Source organism: Streptacidiphilus melanogenes, from assembly GCF_000787835.1.
In the GTDB taxonomy this organism is placed as follows: Bacteria; Actinomycetota; Actinomycetes; order Streptomycetales; family Streptomycetaceae; genus Streptacidiphilus; species Streptacidiphilus melanogenes.
Genome location: NZ_BBPP01000006.1, coordinates 252,381 through 269,865, shown reverse-complemented (window position 1 = coordinate 269,865; position 17,485 = coordinate 252,381). Strand labels below are relative to the sequence as shown.

Sequence of the window (17,485 nt, the reverse complement as noted above, 5' to 3'; positions counted from 1 at the left end):
AGAACGTCGCCACCATCGTCGTAACCGTCGAATATCCGAGCACACACAAGCACTGAGGAAGGCAACGATGACCTCCGCCACCGTGCCGATGGTCCAGATCGTCAAGGGTGAGCTGGCCGACGACGAGCTCGCCGCGCTGACCGCCGTCCTGATGGCCCGCGCCGCCGCGGCGCAGCGCGCGGCCCAGCCGCGCTTCGCCCACGGCAACCGCCACCCCCAGGCCCGCTGGCGTCGCCTCGAGCGCGTCACCAGCTACCGCAACCCGGTCAGCTGGCGCTGACCGCACGCCGACCTGAACAGGGGCGCCGGGGCTGACGCCCCGCGCCCCTGAGCTTTTCCCGCCTTTGCTCGCGCCCGTGCGCTGCGGCTAAAGCCACTGCAACAGCTTCCGCATGCAGTCCTCGACGAGCGCCGCCGGCCCCTGCTCGCCGGTCGGCGGCCCGTCCGACGCCGCCCAGGCCTCCAGGGCCAGACGGATCGCGTCCGTCGCGCCCGCGGCGATCATCTTCAGTTCGAGCCCGCTCCGGTCCGCCGGCCCCGGCAACGCCGTGAGGACAGCGGTCAGCGACTCCTCGGACTCCTGGTTCACCCGGTACCAGACCGCCCGTAGTGCCGCGTCGTCCGCTGCGGCGCGCAGCAGTCCCCGGGTGCCCTCCGCCTCGGCCCAGCCGTGACCGAGCGACCAGCCCTCGGTCTCCGCGGTGAGGGAGGCGCGCGCCGCGCGCACCAGCGCCTCCCGCAGGTCCGCGCCGGTCGTACCCGCCGCCTCTACGGCGACCAGCTCGCGCCAGCGCGCGCCCCCTGCGCTCAGCAGGGGCGAGACCGCGTCCTCCTTGTTGCGGAAGTAGCGGTAGAAGGTGCGCAGCGCGACCCCTGCCCGCTGGGCGATCTCCTCGGCGGTGGTGCCGTCCGGCCCGCGCTCCGCGAACAGCTCGGCCGCAGCGCGGGCGATGTCGAGCTGAGTCGCGGCCTTGCGCCGCTCCGTCAGCGAGGGCTGCGTCGTCTGCGTGTTGCTGCTCACGTCCCTACCTTAAGCCGCCTACGGCGGCCAGTGCCGAGCCTGCACAACATGCCGTGATGGCAAAACGTGCCATCACGGCGTACGGTGTCTATTGGCGCCGAGAACCTCGACGTCGAGAGATTCGTATGGAAACGGAGCAGCCATGAACCGCTACGAGGGTCGTCGAGTCCTGATCACCGGCGGGGGCTCCGGCATCGGACAGGCCACCGTGCTGCGCATGCTCGCCGAGGGCGGCCGCGTTGTCGCCGCCGACGTCGACGAGACCGGCCTCGCCGCCACCCGCAAGCTCGCCGCCGAGGCCGGAACGGATGCGCGCCTGCACACAGTTCAGGTCGACATCGCCGACGAGGCGTCCGTCCGCGAGGCCGTCGCCGCCGCGCTCGCCGCCCTCGGCGGCGGGCTGGACGTACTGGTCAACGCCGCAGGCATCCTGCGTTCCTCGCACACCCACGAGACCAGCCTGGAGCAGTTCGACAAGGTGATCGCGGTCAACCTGACCGGCACCTTCCTGATGATCCGCGAGGCCGTCCCGGCGCTGCTGCGCGGCGACGCCCCGGCCGTGATCAACTTCAGCTCCACCTCCGCGAGCTTCGCGCACCCGTACATGGCGGCCTACGCGGCGAGCAAGGGCGGCATCCAGTCCATGACCCACGCCCTGGCCGCCGAGTACAGCAAGCAGGGCATCCGCTTCACCGCCGTCGCGCCGGGCTCGATCTCCTCCGGCATGACCGACGCCAGCGGCACCAGCACGCAGAACGCCGGCCCGGGCCTGCCGCAGGACGCGGACTTCTCGCTCTTCGCCAAGCTCGCCCCGGCCCTCGGCCACGGCTTCGCGGGCCCGGACGCGGTGGCCGGCGTCGTCGCGATGCTCGGCTCGGTGGACGGCGCGTTCATCACCGGCACCGAGATCCGCATCGACGGCGGCACGCACTACTGAGCTCCGCCTTGGGGTGAGCGCCAACGAAGAAGGGGCGGCCGACGGCCGCCCCTCCCTCGTTCACGTGAGCATCGCTCAGCACGGACCGTCGTCGGTCCAGACCCCGGCCGCCCCGCCCGGAGTGTCGGCCTCGGTCCACCACTTGGCGGTCCACTGGTGGCCGTTGTAGCTGACCACGGCACCGCCGTTGTACGCGGTGGCGGAGTTCCACGCAGCCGCCGTGCAGGTGCCGCCGCCACCGTTGCTCGGCGACGCGCTGGCGCTGGCCGTCGAGGTCGGGGACGAGGTGGGCGACGCCGAGGCGCTCGCCGACGGCGTGCTGGTGGGCGGCGTCGCGCCCGCGAACTCGACGTCGTACTTGGTGAAGTCCCAGCTGTTCTGCGTCACGCTGCTGCAGGTGCCGGAGGTCTGGCCGTTGTTGTCCGCCGGGCTGCACTGGCGGTCGCGGTTGACCGACCAGAAGGTGTACCGGGCCATGTGGTTGGACTCGGCGAAGTTCAGCACCGTCTGGAAGTCGGACTGGTAGAAGTACTCGCCGCTGTCACTGCGGCCGTTCATCATGGAGATGCCCTCGCGGGCGTAGGCTGTGGCGCTGCTCCAGCCGAAGGTGTTCATCAGCATCGTGTTGAACTGCTGAAGCGCCGAGATCTGGCTCGCGGCGCCGTTGAAGCCGCCGTCGAACGGCATGATGGAGAAGTTGTTCGGCGTGAAGCCGTCCGTCTTCGCCTGGTTGAGCATCTGCTGGCCGAACCAGCCGGTGCCGGAGGTGGTTCCGGGCGTGGTCACCGAGATGTACAGGCCCGGGTTGTTGCGCTGCAGGATCTGCGCGGCGCCGATCTCGTTCGCGACGGCCGTGCTGTTCTCGTACTCCGGCTCCTCCAGGTCGAAGTCCATCGCATGCAGGCCGTACTTGTCGATGACCTGCTGGTACGCGGCGGCGGTCGAGGTCGGGTCGGAGCAGGTCTGACCGAGCTTGGTACCACCGTACCCGCCGATGGAGACGGAAACGTCGCCGCCCGCCGCGCGGATCGCGGAGATGGTCGAGGCCACACTGGTGTCGCTGGACACGGGCGCGGTGCCGCCCCAGGTCGGGGTACAGCCACCGCCGTTGGGGGCGAGGATGAAGGCGAGCTGGAAGGCCTTGAGGCCGGTCGCCGCCATCACGTCGGTCGGGTTCGGCGGGTTGTTGTCGAGCGGCATCAGATACGGCGCGGCGGCATACCAGTTACTGCCGAGGGCGGCCGTGGTGCTGGCCTGGGCACTGCCGCCCATCGACGCCAGCAGCCCGCCGGCGGCGAGCGCGGCGGCGCCGACCGTCGCCACGATGCGGTTGGGGGTCATGCGGAACACCTGGACACTCCTTGTGGGGAGGAGGGCAAGGACATCCGCGGACGCGTGCGGGCGCGAGGGGGCGCACGGTGGGGGTTGCACCCGCACGGATCCACGGTCCGTCCAGGGTGGGCGACATGGCGACGCTCGTCAATAGATTGGACTAGACCTAGGGCTAGACCAATAGTCTCTTAAGGTTGCCGGCTTGCCCCGTCGTGGCTCCGCTCAGCCGGCGACCACCACGACCACTGTCATACCGGGCCTCATCGCGCCCGGAGGCTCCTCCGGTCCTCCCGCGCCGGACTCCAGGCGCGCGAGCTGTGCGAACAGCGCGCACAGCAGCTTCGCCTCGTAGGTCGGATCGAGCGCGATGCCGTGCTGTGCCGCGAAGTCCGCCCGGAACGCATCCAGTTCGGGTGTCCGGCGACCGTAGCCACCCAAGACGGCCGAGTCGTCCACGCCCCAGTCGCCACGCGGGGCGCCGAACGCCTCCTGCTGCAGCGCCCGCGTCTCCGCCGTGAGATCCGCGTGCGCCAAGGCGGCGAACCCCAGCGCCCGTTGACCCGGTCCCAAGCCGGCGGCCAGGCCCGCCAGCATGCCGCCCGTGCCCAACGAGCAGCACACCAGCTCCGCGCCACAGTCCCGCAGCTCCTCGCCCAGCGTCACACAACCGCGCACGCCCTCGGCGTTGCTGCCGCCCTCCGGCACCACCCACGTGCGCCCGTACCGCCGTTGGAACGCATCCAGGCAAGCGGGCTCCATGCGCGTCCGCCACTGCGCGCGGCTGATGAACTCCAACTCCATGCCGTCGGCGGCGGCCCGGGCCAGCACAGGGTTCAACTCCCGTCCACGCAGCTCGTCCCCGCGCACGACGCCTACCGTCCGCAGGCCCGCCTCCCGCCCGGCCACGGCCGCCGCGCGCAGGTGGTTGGAGTACGCGCCGCCGAACGTCAGCAGCGTGTCGTGCCCCTCGCGCCGCGCTCGCTCCAGATTCGGCTGCAACTTCCGCCACTTGGTGCCGCTCACGGGCGGGTGCAGCAGGTCGTCCCGCTTGAGCAGCAGCCGCACGCCCGCGCGCCGGACGCGCTCGTCGTCCAACTCCTGTACGGGGGACGGGCCGTGTCCGGTCACCCGAGCAGACCCCAGGCCTTCGCCACCAACTCGTAGGAGCGACGTCGCGCCTCGTGGCCGTGGATGTTGCTGGTGACCATCAACTCGTCCGCGCCCGTCCGCTTCCGCAGCTCCTGCAGCCCGGCCCGGACCTGGTCAAGGTCGCCGACGACCACGTTCGACAGCCACGCGTCGATGAAGTCCCGCTCCAGCTCGTTGTACGGGTACGCCTCCGCCTCCTCCGGCGTCGGCACCAGGCCGGGCCGGCCGGTGCGCAGCCGCATCATCGCCAGCGCACCCGAGCCCGCCAGGCGCCGCGCCTCCTGCTCCTCGTCCGCGGCGACGACTCCCACGCCGATCAGCGCGTACGGCTCGGACAGGACCTCCGACGGGCGGAACGTCTCCCGGTACAGGTCGAGCGCGGGGACCGTGTTCGCGGCACTGAAGTGGTGCGCGAACGCGAACGGCAGCCCGAGCCGACCGGCCAGCTGCGCGCTGAAGCCCGACGAGCCCAGCAGCCACACGGGCGGCCGCCCGCTGCCCGGCGCGCTCGCCTCCCCGGGCACGGCCTTCAGCCGCTCGTACAGGTGCCCGGCCGGGAAGTCTGCGTCCAGGAAGTGCAGCAACTCGCTCAGCTGCTGCGGGAACTCGTCCGCCGCGTCCATCCCGGCCCCGCGCCGCAGCGCCCGCGCCGTGGCCTGATCCGTCCCGGGCGCCCGCCCCAGCCCGAGGTCGATCCGGCCCGGATGCAGCGCGTGCAGTATCCCGAACTGCTCCGCGATCACCAGCGGCGCGTGGTTCGGCAGCATCACCCCGCCGGATCCGAGCCGGATCCGGCTCGTGTGCGCGCCCAGATGCGCCAGCAGTACGGCGGGGGAGGAGCTCGCGATGCCGGGCATCCCATGGTGCTCGGCCACCCAGAACCGCAGATAACCCCACTCCTCGGCGCGCTGCGCGAGCGCCGTGGTCGCGGTCAGCGCCTGCGTGGGCGTGTAGCCCTCCCCGACGGTGGCCAGATCGAGGATCGACAGCGGCGTCTCGGCCGCTCCGGCCTGGGTGCTCCGGGCGGCCTGGGGGACGGTCTGGCTCATCGTGCGACTCCGCGGGTCCGAGGGTCTGCTGGCTGTCTCTGCGTCTGTCTCTTCCTTCTGGGCAACCGCCGCCCACGCCGTCCTGTTCCCACCCGAACTGTTGACTGCGCGCAGGGAACCAGCGCGTGCGCGGGAACGTGACACCTCTCACACGAGCTCTTGCGCGGACTCGCACGCGGGCTCGCACACGACCTCTCGCGCGGACTCTCGTATGAGAACTCGCATGGACCCGTCACGCGTCCCGCCGCCCACGTCCAGGAGGCCCGCATGACCGACGGCACCTACGGCACCGGCGTCGAGGGCTTCACCGGCGACTTCGGCGGCGGCGTCCGCGGCGACTTCCGCGGCGGCTTCACCGACGCGACGACGTGCCTCCCGGAGGACCTCCTCCTTCTCTCCGCCCGCCCGACCGACGGGCGCGTTCGGCAGCCGCTCTACCTCCCCCATGCCCTCTCCGGCGCGATCCTCGCCGAGCTGCTGTTCGCCGGCGCCCTGCGCTTCGACGGCAAGCGCGTCCACGCGGACGCGAACGTCCCGCTCCGCCACCCGGCCCTGGCAGCGGCGGCGACCTTCCTGCTCCCCACCGTCGTCGGCCCGCGCGGCGCGCGCCTCTCCACCTGCCTGCAGCGCCTGCGCCGCCGCCCGGGCGCACGACCCTTCCTCGAGTCCCTCACCGCCGCAGGCCTCCTCCGCCGCAACGAGGCGCGCCTCCTCGGCTTCATCCCCGCCACCACCCACACCTTCACTGACCCCGCCGCCCGCGCCTCCCGCGTCGCCCGCATCGACGCCACCCTCGCCTCCCCGCAGACGGCCCCTCCGCGCGACCTCGCCCTCACCACCCTCGCGGGCACCGTCGACCTCACCAACCACCTCCACCCCACCCGCCCGGACCGTGCCACCCGTCGCCTCCTCGCCGACCTCACCCGCGCCGACCCGGTCTCCTCCGCCGTCGCCACCTCCATCCGCCGCGCCCGCTCCGCCGACTGACCCCACCCCGAGGGGAGTGGTCACGAGCACCCCCGCAGGTCAGGTAGTATTTCTGTCGTGCCGAGGCGCGGGAAACCACGCAGAACGCACACCGGCGCCGCTAGCTCAGTTGGTTAGAGCAGCTGACTCTTAATCAGCGGGTCCGGGGTTCGAGTCCCTGGCGGCGCACCACCAAGGTGGTATCTGACCTGCGGCTTCATGATTGATCATGGAGCCGCAGGTCTTTTTTGCGTCCGTGGTGACGGATCTCGCAGCCTGCCCGTCCGCCTTCCCGCGGACTGGGACGACGAGAACGGCCGCGGCCTGAACCTCCTACAGGCCCTTGCCGACCGCTGGGGCGTCGCTGTACTTCCCATCGGCAAGGCGGTCTGGTTCGAGCTCCGCCTCCCCAATCCCACGGCACAGCACGCCTAGCCCACCGCGCAAGCGATGCGGCGCTGAGCGGCTACTTCTGGTTCGGCGAACCGCTATGTGCGTTCGGCACATGGTCGTGCGGCGGAGGCGCACTGGGGCTGCTCGGGCCGGGAGCCCCGGGCACAGCTGACGGTCCGTGCGGTGCGCGTAGGCCGTTCGGTGTTCCCCTGTCCCTGATTGCCAGCCGAACCACTGGCCTAGACGCCACCGCTAGTACGACGGCGCAACGCGAGGACGGCACCGGCGACCACAGCGAGCAGTGCGACGCCGCCGAGCCCGGCGTACAGCAGCCCGTTCCCGCTGCCCTTCGCGTTCTGAGCCGCAGCGACTGGGGCCGGGCTTGCGGTGCCGTCGTGCGCGGACGCCGACGCCACCGGACTGGCGGAATTGGACGCCGACGCGGCGAGGAGGGGGTTCACGTCCGTTGGCCCGGGGTCTCCGGGGTCTGTCAGGGCGATGCGGGGTCGAACGACGCCCCAACCGAAGTGGGGGTCCCACTTCCCCTGGCCGTCGGCGGTGTTGATGAGGACCCGGATGACCTGGTCGGCGGTCCAGTCCCGGTGCAGGGACCAGACGAGTGCGGCGGATGCCGACACCAGCGCGGTGGAGTCGCTGGTGCCGTGGCTCGTGCAGTAGCCGGTGGGGCTGGTGCACGCGTCGGCCATGTTGTCTCCGGGTGCGGCCAGCGCGACCTGGGGTCCGTATTCGGACTCGGCGGTCGGCTTGATGTTCTCGTCCACGGCGGCCACGCCCACCACCCCCGGGTATGCGGCCGGGTAGTTCACCGGGTTTCCCGTGTTTCCGCTGTTGCCGACGGCCGCCACGACGAGCTTGCCCTTGGATTCGGCGTAGGCAATCGCCTCGCGGACACTGGCGACATCCTCCTCCTGGCCCTGGGACAGGTTGATGATCTGGGCGTCGCTGTCGGCTGCGTACCTGACCGCCGCCGCCAATTGCACGGAGTACATCGCACTGGCATCGGCCTCGTTCGATCCACTCTTCCAGATCCGTAGAGGCAGGATTTTTACGCCGGGTGCGAGACCGATGGCTCCCTGGCCGTTGTCGGACTTTCCGGTACCGCCTATCAGCGAGGCCATGCGTGTGCCGTGGCCATCGGTGTCGGTCTGTGCCCCGCCGGGCAGGTCGGAGAAGTTCTTGCCCGGGAGTACCTGGCCGCTGAGGTCGGGGTGGGTGGCCTTGACGCCGCTGTCGATCACGGCGACGGTGATGCCCGCGCCGTTGGTCTGCTGCCACATCTGCGTGGCGTGCATAGGTGCGAGCCACCACTCGCCGGCGCGGACCGAGTCCGCGGACGCGGGCTGAGCCGTGGTGGCCAGCCCGAGCGTCAGCGCACCGGCCGCAGCCAGAGCGACCACCCATCGCCGTGCCATGAAACTCCTGCTCTCTGCTTGGCGGACCGCTTACCTGGAGCGGGCCTACTCAATCACGGCCGGATTGGTGGCCGACCCTGACGTCCACAGGTCCTCGTCCTCTGTGTAGTAGGAGCCTCGACGCCCGCGGGGACGACTGTGGCTCACCGCGTGGCCGAGGCCGCCACCCATGGCGCCGATCATGGGCCTGCCAGCCGTAGCACCGGGCGCTCCTTCTCTGGCAACAGTGGGGACCTCGGGGTCGGCCTCGGTGGGCGGTTCCGGCCGCTCGGTGGAAGCTCTAACCACCTCCCGGCCGATCGCCGCCGCAGCGGCTCCACTACGGCCCCCCGCGGCCGTGCCAGCGGGTACTACGGCTGGATTGCTGGTTGAGTCCGTCGCCCAGGTCTCCGGGTCTTCGGTGTAGTAGGGGGTGCGCCGCGACCGGCCGCGGCCGCGGCCACCGGCATGGCCGAGACCGCCCATGCCGCCGCCCATCATGGGGCCGCCGCTCCCAGCGGCTGTCTCTGCCGTCCCGGCACGGACGCCCGCGCCTTCCCCGGTGGGAAGCCCGGCGTGGGCCGTGGGCGACCCCGCGGCACTCCCACCCGCGGCGTCACCAGGAGCACTGCCGGCGCGGACTGCGCCGCCTTCCCCCGCGGCGACCGCGGAGCGCGCTGCGACCGAACCGCCGGTGCCTTCCGTGCCGGAGACTCCAGCCTTGCCCTCGACGGCTCCCTCGCCAGGCCGACCGGCCTTCGCTCCACCGAGTCCACCACGGCTTGTGCCGCCACCGGTACCCAGCTCGCCGGGGTGATCGCCGGGCTGAGGCTCACCCTTTCCGGCACCGCCTCGGCGAGTGCCGCCACCCCGTGCAGGAGGAGTGAGCACTCCGGTTCCGGCACCGGGGGGCGGGGTTCCGCCACCCTTGCCGCTGGGGCCGTGGCCGGGGGACGACCCGCCCGATGCCCCTGGAGACTTGACTGATCCTGGACCGGAGGTTGGCGTGTGCGTGCCCTGGAGCGTGGCGGTTCCTCCTCCGGACTGCCTTGGGGGAGGGGGTGTCTGATGAACGCTCTTTCCCTGGGCTTGCTGAACTCCGACCTGGCCCGTACCACCGCCACTGCGACTGGACGGGCCGGTGACGCCTGCACCGCCACTAGTGCTGCCAGTCGATCCCGAACGGGTCGTTGAACCGTCGAATCCCGATCCAGGCGGGGGCATCAGTCCCGTCGGTGGTGGCGGGAACTGCGGTTCGGTGTTCACGTCCATCGTTTGCGTCGCGCCGTTGTAGGCGCCGCCCAGCTTCTCCATCTGGGTGACGGCTTCCTGGTGGGCGGCGTCGACCCGGGCCTGCGCCGCGTACGCGTCCGACTGCGAGATCTGCCCCGGCTGGGAGGGGAGGCAGGAGGAGGGGGGCTGAATCCGGCCCTTGATCACGGTCGGCGGGCCGCTGGGGACCTTGCAGCTCTCCTGCTGGACGTAGTTCTGTACGAGGTTGATTTCCGCGGTCGGCACCGGCGGCATGCCGGCCTTCACTGAGGAGAGCGTGTCACCCGCCGTATGGACCGCGAGCCCGGCGTTGTTGTGGAAGATCGCAAGGTCATCGACGGCCTGCACGACCTGACGTCCCCAGCTGCGGAAAGAGTCCGCTGCCGTTCCCTCCCACTGGAGCTGGTTGAGGTGGGTGTTGAGGTCGTCGGCGATCGACTGGATCTGCGTACTCGCCGAGTTCAGCGTGTTCGCAATCGACGAGATGCTCGCGGGCGACGACCCGTTGACCATGTCGAACAGTTGGGCATGGGAGTACTGCTCGAAGTCGGTGGTCGGGCTCCAGCCGCCCCCACCGTCGCTGGTCCTCATCGGCTATACCCCCTCTTCTTCATCTGTCACTTCGTCACAGCGCGCCGGTCCGCGGGTCCCCGGAGCTGGTGGACTTGCCGCTACCGGACGGGGAGCTCGTCGACGCCGGCCCGGCCGCAGCTGTCTCCTGGTCGTGAATGGCCCAAAGCCGGGCGATCTCCTGCGCGTCCACGTTCTCGTAGCCGAGACGCGCGACGTCGATGCTGATCGTCATCGCGTCGATGGCACTGCTCAGCGCCTGGGACAGCTGGACCAGCTTCGTGTGGGTCTCCTGGTAGCGGGAGACCATCGCGTTCACCTCGGTGAAGCCGGTCCCGGGATGGCCGGGAGTCATCACTTGGGCGCTGACGCTCTGCGGGGAGCCCGCGCCCCCGTCCAGGCTCGTGAGCAGCCCGTTCACTCGGTCTCGGAAAGCCTTCAGTGTGAAGACTTCGACCGCGAATTGCGTAGCCGTGGGGCCCGCGCCGCCCCCGCCCCCCGTTGCCTGTTGTGACACCCCGTACCCCGCTCCCCGTTGCGGCTGTATGTGCATATGACTGTACACACGACAACCGACGGGCCATCACATTAGTCGCCAGGTTCACATCACAAGTGAGCAGTCCGGTGACTAGAGTCGTCCAGGTGCTGCGTGCACACCCGAACGGTCGTGACATGGCCCCGCCTGGTACGGTCGGCCCTCTGGATCGGCGTCATAGCGAAGCGACGGGGGCTTCATGGGGGACAAGAGTCTCGAACGTGCGCTCAATCCCTGGATGTTCGACAAGTCCGGGAATCTGACACCAGCTGCACAGCAGCAGTTCCCGGACGCCGGTGGAACCCCGGCTGCGATCATCACCAGCTCCGTGGGCCCAGGCGTCCTTCAGATGGACACCACCATCCTCAAGGCCTGCGGCGACCGGGCAAACACGCTCGGCAGCCAAGTGATCACCGAACTGGGGGCTCCCCAGCTCGACATCACAGACGCGGTCACCTCCCTCATCGGTCTCGACTCCAGTGGCGCGCTCAACACGGCATGGAGCTTGTGGCAGCAGCAGTACCAGAACCTGTCCACGACGCTGACCTCGATCGGCCAGAACCTGATCGCGGGCGCCACCAGCACCACCGAGACCGACCACCACAACGCCGGCCATTTCCGGCCCGAATGACGACGGGGAGGTACCGCTGTGGTGTCCTACGACCAGCTCGCCAACCTCAAGCTGGGCCAACTCGATGCCGCTGCCTCGTCCTTCGAGAAGCTCGTGCGTGGCTGGGACCTGGAGTCGGAGTACGAGAGCCAGGTCGTCCGCCCGCTCGCCGGCTCCAACTGGACCGGCCCCTCAGCCGACGCCGCCGCGGGCACACTGACGCAGACGCGCACCCAGATCACCGACGCTTTCGACGAGGCCAGTTCCCTGGCGTGCGTCCTGCGTGACCTGCACGACCAACTGGCGGCCGCACAGAAGAACCTCCGGCAGGTGGTCTCTGACGCCGAGTCGCAGGGACTGACGGTCGATGACTCCGGCGCGGTGCACTGGCCCCCGCCAAAGACGCAAGCAGATCGTCACGATCCTGACTACGCCAGCTCCTACTCCCAGTTGGCCTCGGGCATAGCCGACCGACTCACCGCCGTGTTGCAGACGGCGAGCGAAGCAGACAGCACGGCGGCCTCAGCGTTCGCGGCCGACACCGGCTCCTCCACCACCTCCTTCAACGCCAAGCCGGTCGGCGGCATATCGGAGCAGGAAGCGGCGCAGGCCGCGGCCCTGGCCAAGCAGGGCGGATCCCTGACCGACGCCCAGCTCAGCCAGTTGGACACGCTGCTGAAAGCGCACGCGAACGACCCGCGGTTCGCGACGGCGTTCTACCAAGATCTCGGCCCGCAGGAGTCGCTGCTGTTCTTCGGCCAGCTCTCCTGGGGCAGCGCCGGCAACGGCGCAAGGAACGACCCGGGCCGCCTCGATCTCATGAAAACCCTGCAGACCCAGATGGGCGTCTCGCTGGCCTCGGCCACCAACCTCGGAAACTGGCCGCACCTCGACCAGGCCTGGGTGACCGGCCTGCAGAAGGCCGGCACCCAGCAGATGCAGCTGGACATGAACGACCCGAACGACCCACAGAGCAAGGTCTACGGCTACCAGATCCTCAGCAGCTACCTGCGCACCGGATGCTACGACACGCACTTCTTGACACCCATCGCCCAGGACATCACCAACCTGTCCCAGGCCGACCCGACGCGTTGGATCAACCAGTCGCTGCAGGGCACCAACAACCGGATCAACTTCCTCGACGCCTCAGCCGGCTACAACCCGATGACGGGCGTCCTTCAGGGCCTGGGCCACAGCCCGCAGGCAGCCACTGACTACTTCCAGAACACCAACAACCTCAAGTACCTGACGAGCGTCGACAATAAGAACATCATGCTCTTCACCGACTCCACGGGCGTCGGCGTCGACTCCTACAAGGCGGCGCACGCCACCCAGATCAACGCTCTTGGTGACGCTCTGCAGGCGGCCACCACCGGCGTCGCGTACGACGCTCCGAGCGGTACGCCGATTCCGCAGCACACGCCGGAAATGGCGAAGGTGGCGGGCCAGGTGATGAACACCTTCGGCAACGCCCCGTACCTTCTGAGCGGTGAGCACGGGACCGCCGACTTCTCGCAGTTGAACGCAAGCGTGAGCCATATCGCGGGCGCCTACATCGGCGATCTGGACCGGTCCCTCAACCCCCATGCGAGCCACGTGCCCACGTTCGGCGCTCCGGCTGGGATCACCCCGGAAAACGCGACCGCGCTGCTGCACGCGCTCGGTCGCGATCCCGACGCCTACGGCGCCGTTCTGCAGGCGCAGAACGCCTACACCGCAGTGCAGCTGCAAACTTACGCGCAGAACAACCCGCACGCGGCGAACCTCGGCAACGTGCTCAGCAACATTGCCCAGCACGGCGCCGTGACGAACGGCATTCTGGCCCAGGCCAGGGTGGAAGAGCTCCAGCAGAACAGCGCGGCGACGGACGCCCAGTACAACGCGGCGATCGATCAGAACACCGGCATCGCCAACACTGTGTGGTCGATGACCGGCGGCCCGCTCACCGGCAAGATCCCCGTGGTCGGGGGGTACATCAACAGCGGCGTCTCCGGCTACATCAACGCGATGGGCGCGAGCTTCCACCAGGACCACACACTGCAAGCGGTTCAGCAAGGGACGACAACGGACATCCAGGCGCAGCAGACGACCATGCAGGCCGCACGGAACGCCGTCAATCTGGGCCTTCAGGGCACGGGAGTGGATCCGGGTGACTACGCGGATTCGGCAGCCGCCGGTGCCCAGAACGGATTCACGAGCGGCGCCGTCACAGGTCAGCAGACCCAGGAGTAGAAGGGCACAGGATGAGCAAGACCGGGAGGCGCGCCGGAATCGTGGCGGTCGTTGTGGTGACCTCGGTGGCCGCTGCCGTCGTGGGACTGTGGTGGAAGCCGTGGCAATCCATGTCGCTGCCACAGAACGCCTGTTGGGGCATTCTCAACGAGAGTGACGTGCGACCACTGGTCGGCGCGGATGGGACGGTCTCCGAGGCAAGGGATCGCGCTTCGATCGCGGACGGATTGAAGGACTCGGCCGGGACCCCCAGCGGCTGCGGGATCGAGTGGAACGGGTCACCGGTCCTCACCAGCATGGTCTTCCCCGGGAATGACCTCTCGGTGCAGCAGCAGCGCGCTGGCCTGATCGAGGGGACGCAGCCGATCAACTTGGGAACCGGCATCGTGTTGTTCCGAGGCTGGTCCGGTGCGGTCATCTCCTTCCTCTGCGATGGCCTGAAGGACGGCAACAACCACGGGTTCGTGAGTGTGCGTGCCGGGTCGGCACACGGGCCGATCACAGGCGCGGTCCGCGACGACTATGCAAACATCGCCTTGAAGCTGGCCAAGGCCGCCTCCGCCCAGGGGTCCTGCGCCAACAAGCCCGCGTTCCCGGCGTCTGTGCCGTCCCTGGGGACCGCCACGGGCTGAGCAGGGCCGTCAGCGCGCGTCCGGCCTGCCGTTGCCCCAGCTGAACCATGGTGCTTCGCTGGGCATCGACACCACCGCAGGCTTCAGGCCCGGCTCCCACGAGTTCGCCCGCGACAAACGGCTCGCTCTCACCACCGTCGAGGTCTCTGTCACAGCCCGCGCTGACCACCAGCGTCCGATCGCCCGCGTGATCCAGCAGGTTTCCGTGGTCGCGAGGGCGTCAGGGTGCTGCCTCCAGCACTGCTCGCCGGTGCTTACGTCCCAGACACCGACGTCGGCTTGTCCGCTTGGTGCCGCCACCGGCATTCGGCCACCGGCCCGGACCGCGCCCATCGCAGTGTCCGCACAGCGGGAGATCTGGTGCACCTGCCCAGTGGCCGGATCCCACAAGGCTGTGCCGTCGTCGATCTGGCTGGCGACCATGGCCCGCCCGTCGACCTGAATACGAGGGCGGATCCTTCCAGCGCGCCGCGCAGGACCTTTCGGTGGCCCTCTACTGAATCGCCCCGTCGACCCGGCGGTCCCCGCGGTCGCGGAGGAGGCATGAGCAGTGATCGGGGCGCCGGGTGCCGTGGGCCCGGACGTCCGGAGCCGTCTGTAGCAAGCCGACGGTGTGAACTGGTTTGCCACGACGTCGGCCTTCTTCCCCATGCGCCGCACCCGGGTTGACCAGATCACCCGCGCGCTGGAAGCGCTGGAGCGCGGGGACCGGCTGCAGTCCAAGGTCGTCAGCAGCCGCTACACGGCCGGGCTCCCATCGGTCGAGCCCGCACCCGCGCAGAACTCCTCGCCTGGCTGGATCGCTTCCGGGAGCCTGGAGGCGTGCGAGGGGAGTGGTCGGGGCAGAGCGGCTGGCTTTCCTCCGTACCCCGCCCGTCCAGCGCAGCCGTCACCCGGCCCGAGACACGCTGCCGCGCACAGCGAGGTGTGCGTTTGCCTCGCGGATCGCTTCCGCCATGGCCCGGCCCACGGCTGCGGCTACGGGCGGCGGGAAGGCATTGCCGATCTGTCGGCAGCGGGCGGTCTTCGTGCCGGTGAAGGTCCAGTCCGGAGGGAAGCCCTGGAGCACCGCGAGCTGCTCTGGAGTGAGGCGGACCGGGAGTTGCTCGCCGGGCTGGGGGAGACGGTCGGCGACGCTGCCGCCGCGGACCCCCATCCGGGCCCAGGCCGCTCGGGCGCGGCTGGGGCCGAGGTCGGGGCCGCCGTGGCGCCGGGAGCCGCCGCACAGCGTCGGCGCGACCTGGTCGGCCTCGGCAGCCCAGAGATCAGCCAGCTCCCAGCCGTCCGCGGCCATCGACTGGACCAGCGCTTCGCCGACCGTCACCGGCCGGGAGGCGCTGGGGCCGGGGACCGGCCAGCGGAAGTGCGGCAGCAGGTCGGATGGCAGCGCCACCAGAATGGCGCGGGGCCGGAGCTGGGGGACGCCGTACTCGCTTGCGTAAAGCAGGCGCCACTCGGCCGTGTAGCCGAGCTCGGACAGCCGCTGACGGATGCGGTCGCGGTAGGCCCTGAAGCGCTGCTGGAGCAGGCCGCGGACGTTCTCGACCATCAGGGCACTCGGTCGCAGCCGCTCGGTGATGGCGAGGACGGCAGGGAAGAGGTCACGTTCGTCGTCGGGGCCGAGGCCGAGGCCGGCGACGGAGAACGGCGGGCACGGCACCCCGGCAGCCAGCAGGTCGACCGGTCCGCCGCGGGCGAGCGACGGCAGGCCGTCGGTGGCGAGGCTGCGGACATCGGTGTTGAGAACCGGCCAGGTCGGCCGGTTCGCGTGCAGGGTCGCGCACGCGGCGGGGTCGATTTCGGCCAGCAGCGCGTGGCGAAACCCGGCCTGTTCGAGGCCGAGTGCCTGTCCGCCCGCACCCGAGCAGAGCTCGATGCAAACCGGGGAAGCGGGTTCTGGCAAGCGGTTCGTAGACAGAGTGATGAAGGACACAATGCCCCCTGGTCGTGGTGCCGTCGGTGGAGCAGCAGCGTGCCGGAGGCCGTCACAGCTGGTCAGGAGCATCGGGAAGTTCGACCCGAACCGGTGGCGCGCTGAACGCGCGTGCGCGTCATCGGTGGCTGGAATTGTCAGTGCCGCGTGGCAGGGTACGGGGCATGGGCTCGGGGTGTCCGGGGAGAGCAGTGCGGCGCCTCTGAGACACTGGGGCGCTGATGTGCCGGTAGTTCTAGACAGCGCGCGACAGACAGGAAGTGGCCGGATGGGCGGCAGTGGACCGCTGACCTCTATCGAGATCTGCGCGGGAGCGGGCGGGCAGGCTGCGGGCCTGCACCGGGCCGGCTTCCGGCATCTCGCCATGGTGGAGATCGACCAGCACGCCGCCGCGAGCCTGAAGTCCAACGTCGACCGCCACGCAGACTGGCATCCTGCCGACGACGCGCTGCGCGACAACGACAAGAAGACGAAAGAGAACTTCGGCCGCGTCCTGACCATGGACGTGAACCACTTCCTGCCGTTCGAGGAGTTCCCGGACCTCGCCGCCAAGGAGCTGGATCTACTCGCCGGAGGCGTGCCCTGCCCTCCGTTCTCCCTGGCGGGCAAACAGCTCGGCAAGGACGACGAACGGGACCTCTTCCCGCGCATCATCGAACTCGCAGAGCAACTGAAGCCCAGGGCGCTGCTCATCGAGAACGTCCGCGGCCTGCTCGAACCGGAGTACAAGTTCGCGCCGTACCGAGCCGAGATCCTCGACCGCCTCGACAGGGCCGGCTACGCCTACTGCGGTTGGCACGTGCTGGAGGCCGCCGACTACGGGGTTCCGCAGCTGCGCCCGCGAGCATTGCTCGTGATGATCCGCAAGGACTGCTACCGCGGTTTCGACTGGCCGGACGGGCAGGAGAGGCGGACCACTGTATTCGAGGCCCTCGACGCGTCCATGCAGAAGCGCTACGGCATCACCGGCAAGGCGCCCTGGCTGGACAACGCAGCGACGGAGACCGTCCCAGCCTCGGTCATCCGCCAGCGTGCCAGGGATGCCTACAAGCTGTGGAAGCAGCAGGCGAAGCCGGCCGCGGAAGGCGTCGCGCCGACCCTGGTCGGCGGCAGCAAGAAGCACGGTGGCGCGGACCTCGGGCCCACCCGCGCCAAGCGGGCATGGGCGGGCTTCGGCGTCAACGGCCTCGGCGTCGCCAACGACAACGAGTCTGCTGACGTAGACCGCGACCTCCTCGGCCCCAATGGACCGATGCTGACCGTCGAGCAGGCCGCGATCATCCAGGGCTTCCCGCAGGACTGGGAATTCACCGGCGGCAAGACCGCCCGCTACCGGCAGATCGGCAACGCCTTCCCGCCGCCGGTCGCCGAGGCCGTCGGCCGCGCGATCGCCGAGGCGCTGGGGCGTACCGGGGCCCTCCTGGACCCGCCGACGCTGCCGC

14 protein-coding genes and 1 tRNA gene are annotated in these 17,485 nt (G+C 70.0%); 8 read left to right on the top strand and 7 right to left on the bottom strand.

Translation table 11 applies throughout. From position 1 onward, the window contains the following. The first annotated feature begins 67 nt into the window (after positions 1–67). The gene (locus TR49_RS09860; protein WP_042379467.1) at positions 68–280 is read left to right on the top strand and encodes an acyl-CoA carboxylase subunit epsilon; all 213 of its coding nucleotides are present in this window, start codon (positions 68–70) and stop codon (positions 278–280) included. A gap of 87 nt (positions 281–367) precedes the next feature. Here the strand turns inward: TR49_RS09860 and TR49_RS09855 are convergent, their stop codons facing one another. After that, positions 368–1,021 (bottom strand): TetR/AcrR family transcriptional regulator, encoded by a 654-nt coding sequence (locus tag TR49_RS09855; RefSeq protein WP_042379465.1) that lies wholly within the window; start codon positions 1,019–1,021, stop codon positions 368–370. 142 nt (positions 1,022–1,163) lie between these two features. Here TR49_RS09855 and TR49_RS09850 point away from each other — a divergent pair, with 142 nt between their 5' ends. After that, positions 1,164–1,958, top strand: coding sequence for an SDR family NAD(P)-dependent oxidoreductase (locus tag TR49_RS09850; RefSeq protein ID WP_042379463.1), 795 nt, complete (start codon positions 1,164–1,166; stop codon positions 1,956–1,958). Between the two features lie 75 nt (positions 1,959–2,033). Here the strand turns inward: TR49_RS09850 and TR49_RS09845 are convergent, their stop codons facing one another. From TR49_RS09845 to TR49_RS09835, 3 genes are all read right to left on the bottom strand, one after another. Then, a complete protein-coding gene (locus TR49_RS09845) occupies positions 2,034–3,299 on the bottom strand; it encodes a chitinase (protein WP_042379648.1) in 1,266 nt (421 codons plus the stop codon). A gap of 213 nt (positions 3,300–3,512) precedes the next feature. Beyond that, entirely contained in the window at positions 3,513–4,418 is a 906-nt protein-coding gene (locus TR49_RS09840) for a 1-aminocyclopropane-1-carboxylate deaminase/D-cysteine desulfhydrase (protein WP_236653292.1), read from the bottom strand. Next, the gene (locus TR49_RS09835) at positions 4,415–5,488 is read right to left on the bottom strand and encodes an LLM class flavin-dependent oxidoreductase (RefSeq protein ID WP_042379461.1); all 1,074 of its coding nucleotides are present in this window, start codon (positions 5,486–5,488) and stop codon (positions 4,415–4,417) included. Before TR49_RS09835 ends, TR49_RS09840 begins: the two co-directional genes overlap by 4 nt. 267 nt (positions 5,489–5,755) lie before the next feature. Between TR49_RS09835 and TR49_RS09830 the strand changes: the two genes are divergently transcribed. Both TR49_RS09830 and TR49_RS09825 read left to right on the top strand, forming a co-directional pair. After that, a complete protein-coding gene (locus TR49_RS09830; protein WP_042379458.1) occupies positions 5,756–6,475 on the top strand; it encodes a GOLPH3/VPS74 family protein in 720 nt (239 codons plus the stop codon). Positions 6,476–6,569: 94 nt separating this feature from the next. Beyond that, positions 6,570–6,646, top strand: a tRNA-Lys gene (locus TR49_RS09825). A 440-nt stretch (positions 6,647–7,086) separates the two neighbouring features. Here the strand turns inward: TR49_RS09825 and mycP are convergent. Both mycP and TR49_RS09815 read right to left on the bottom strand, forming a co-directional pair. Continuing rightward, the gene (gene mycP / locus TR49_RS09820; RefSeq protein WP_042379455.1) at positions 7,087–8,280 is read right to left on the bottom strand and encodes a type VII secretion-associated serine protease mycosin; all 1,194 of its coding nucleotides are present in this window, start codon (positions 8,278–8,280) and stop codon (positions 7,087–7,089) included. A 1,876-nt stretch (positions 8,281–10,156) separates the two neighbouring features. After that, positions 10,157–10,654: a DUF2563 family protein gene (locus TR49_RS09815; RefSeq protein WP_500808182.1), complete on the bottom strand. Its 498-nt coding sequence runs from the start codon at positions 10,652–10,654 to the stop codon at positions 10,157–10,159. Between the two features lie 220 nt (positions 10,655–10,874). Here TR49_RS09815 and TR49_RS09810 point away from each other — a divergent pair, with 220 nt between their 5' ends. From TR49_RS09810 to TR49_RS09800, 3 genes are all read left to right on the top strand, one after another. Next, positions 10,875–11,267: a hypothetical protein gene (locus TR49_RS09810; RefSeq protein ID WP_152627156.1), complete on the top strand. Its 393-nt coding sequence runs from the start codon at positions 10,875–10,877 to the stop codon at positions 11,265–11,267. A 309-nt stretch (positions 11,268–11,576) separates the two neighbouring features. Then, positions 11,577–13,478 carry a DUF6571 family protein gene (locus TR49_RS09805; protein WP_160311562.1) on the top strand — a complete coding sequence of 634 codons (1,902 nt, stop codon included), beginning with the start codon at positions 11,577–11,579 and terminating at the stop codon, positions 13,476–13,478. A gap of 11 nt (positions 13,479–13,489) precedes the next feature. After that, positions 13,490–14,110 (top strand): hypothetical protein, encoded by a 621-nt coding sequence (locus TR49_RS09800; protein WP_042379446.1) that lies wholly within the window; start codon positions 13,490–13,492, stop codon positions 14,108–14,110. Between the two features lie 889 nt (positions 14,111–14,999). On the opposite strand, the gene TR49_RS09790 is transcribed toward TR49_RS09800, so the two are convergent. After that, positions 15,000–16,013 (bottom strand): DNA cytosine methyltransferase, encoded by a 1,014-nt coding sequence (locus TR49_RS09790; RefSeq protein WP_236653291.1) that lies wholly within the window; start codon positions 16,011–16,013, stop codon positions 15,000–15,002. A 298-nt stretch (positions 16,014–16,311) separates the two neighbouring features. Between TR49_RS09790 and TR49_RS09785 the strand changes: the two genes are divergently transcribed. Continuing rightward, on the top strand, positions 16,312–17,485 hold a 1,174-nt coding region (locus TR49_RS09785), incomplete at its 3' end, for a DNA cytosine methyltransferase (RefSeq protein WP_084724750.1).

Coding starts and splice junctions, on each gene's coding strand:
- TR49_RS09860 (WP_042379467.1), top strand. CDS start 68: ATGACCTCCGCCACCGTGCCGATGGTCCAGATCGTCAAGGGTGAGCTG.
- TR49_RS09850 (WP_042379463.1), top strand. CDS start 1,164: ATGAACCGCTACGAGGGTCGTCGAGTCCTGATCACCGGCGGGGGCTCC.
- TR49_RS09845 (WP_042379648.1), bottom strand. CDS start 3,299: ATGACCCCCAACCGCATCGTGGCGACGGTCGGCGCCGCCGCGCTCGCC.
- TR49_RS09835 (WP_042379461.1), bottom strand. CDS start 5,488: ATGAGCCAGACCGTCCCCCAGGCCGCCCGGAGCACCCAGGCCGGAGCG.
- TR49_RS09830 (WP_042379458.1), top strand. CDS start 5,756: ATGACCGACGGCACCTACGGCACCGGCGTCGAGGGCTTCACCGGCGAC.
- mycP (WP_042379455.1), bottom strand. CDS start 8,280: ATGGCACGGCGATGGGTGGTCGCTCTGGCTGCGGCCGGTGCGCTGACG.
- TR49_RS09815 (WP_500808182.1), bottom strand. CDS start 10,654: ATGCACATACAGCCGCAACGGGGAGCGGGGTACGGGGTGTCACAACAG.
- TR49_RS09810 (WP_152627156.1), top strand. CDS start 10,875: ATGTTCGACAAGTCCGGGAATCTGACACCAGCTGCACAGCAGCAGTTC.
- TR49_RS09800 (WP_042379446.1), top strand. CDS start 13,490: ATGAGCAAGACCGGGAGGCGCGCCGGAATCGTGGCGGTCGTTGTGGTG.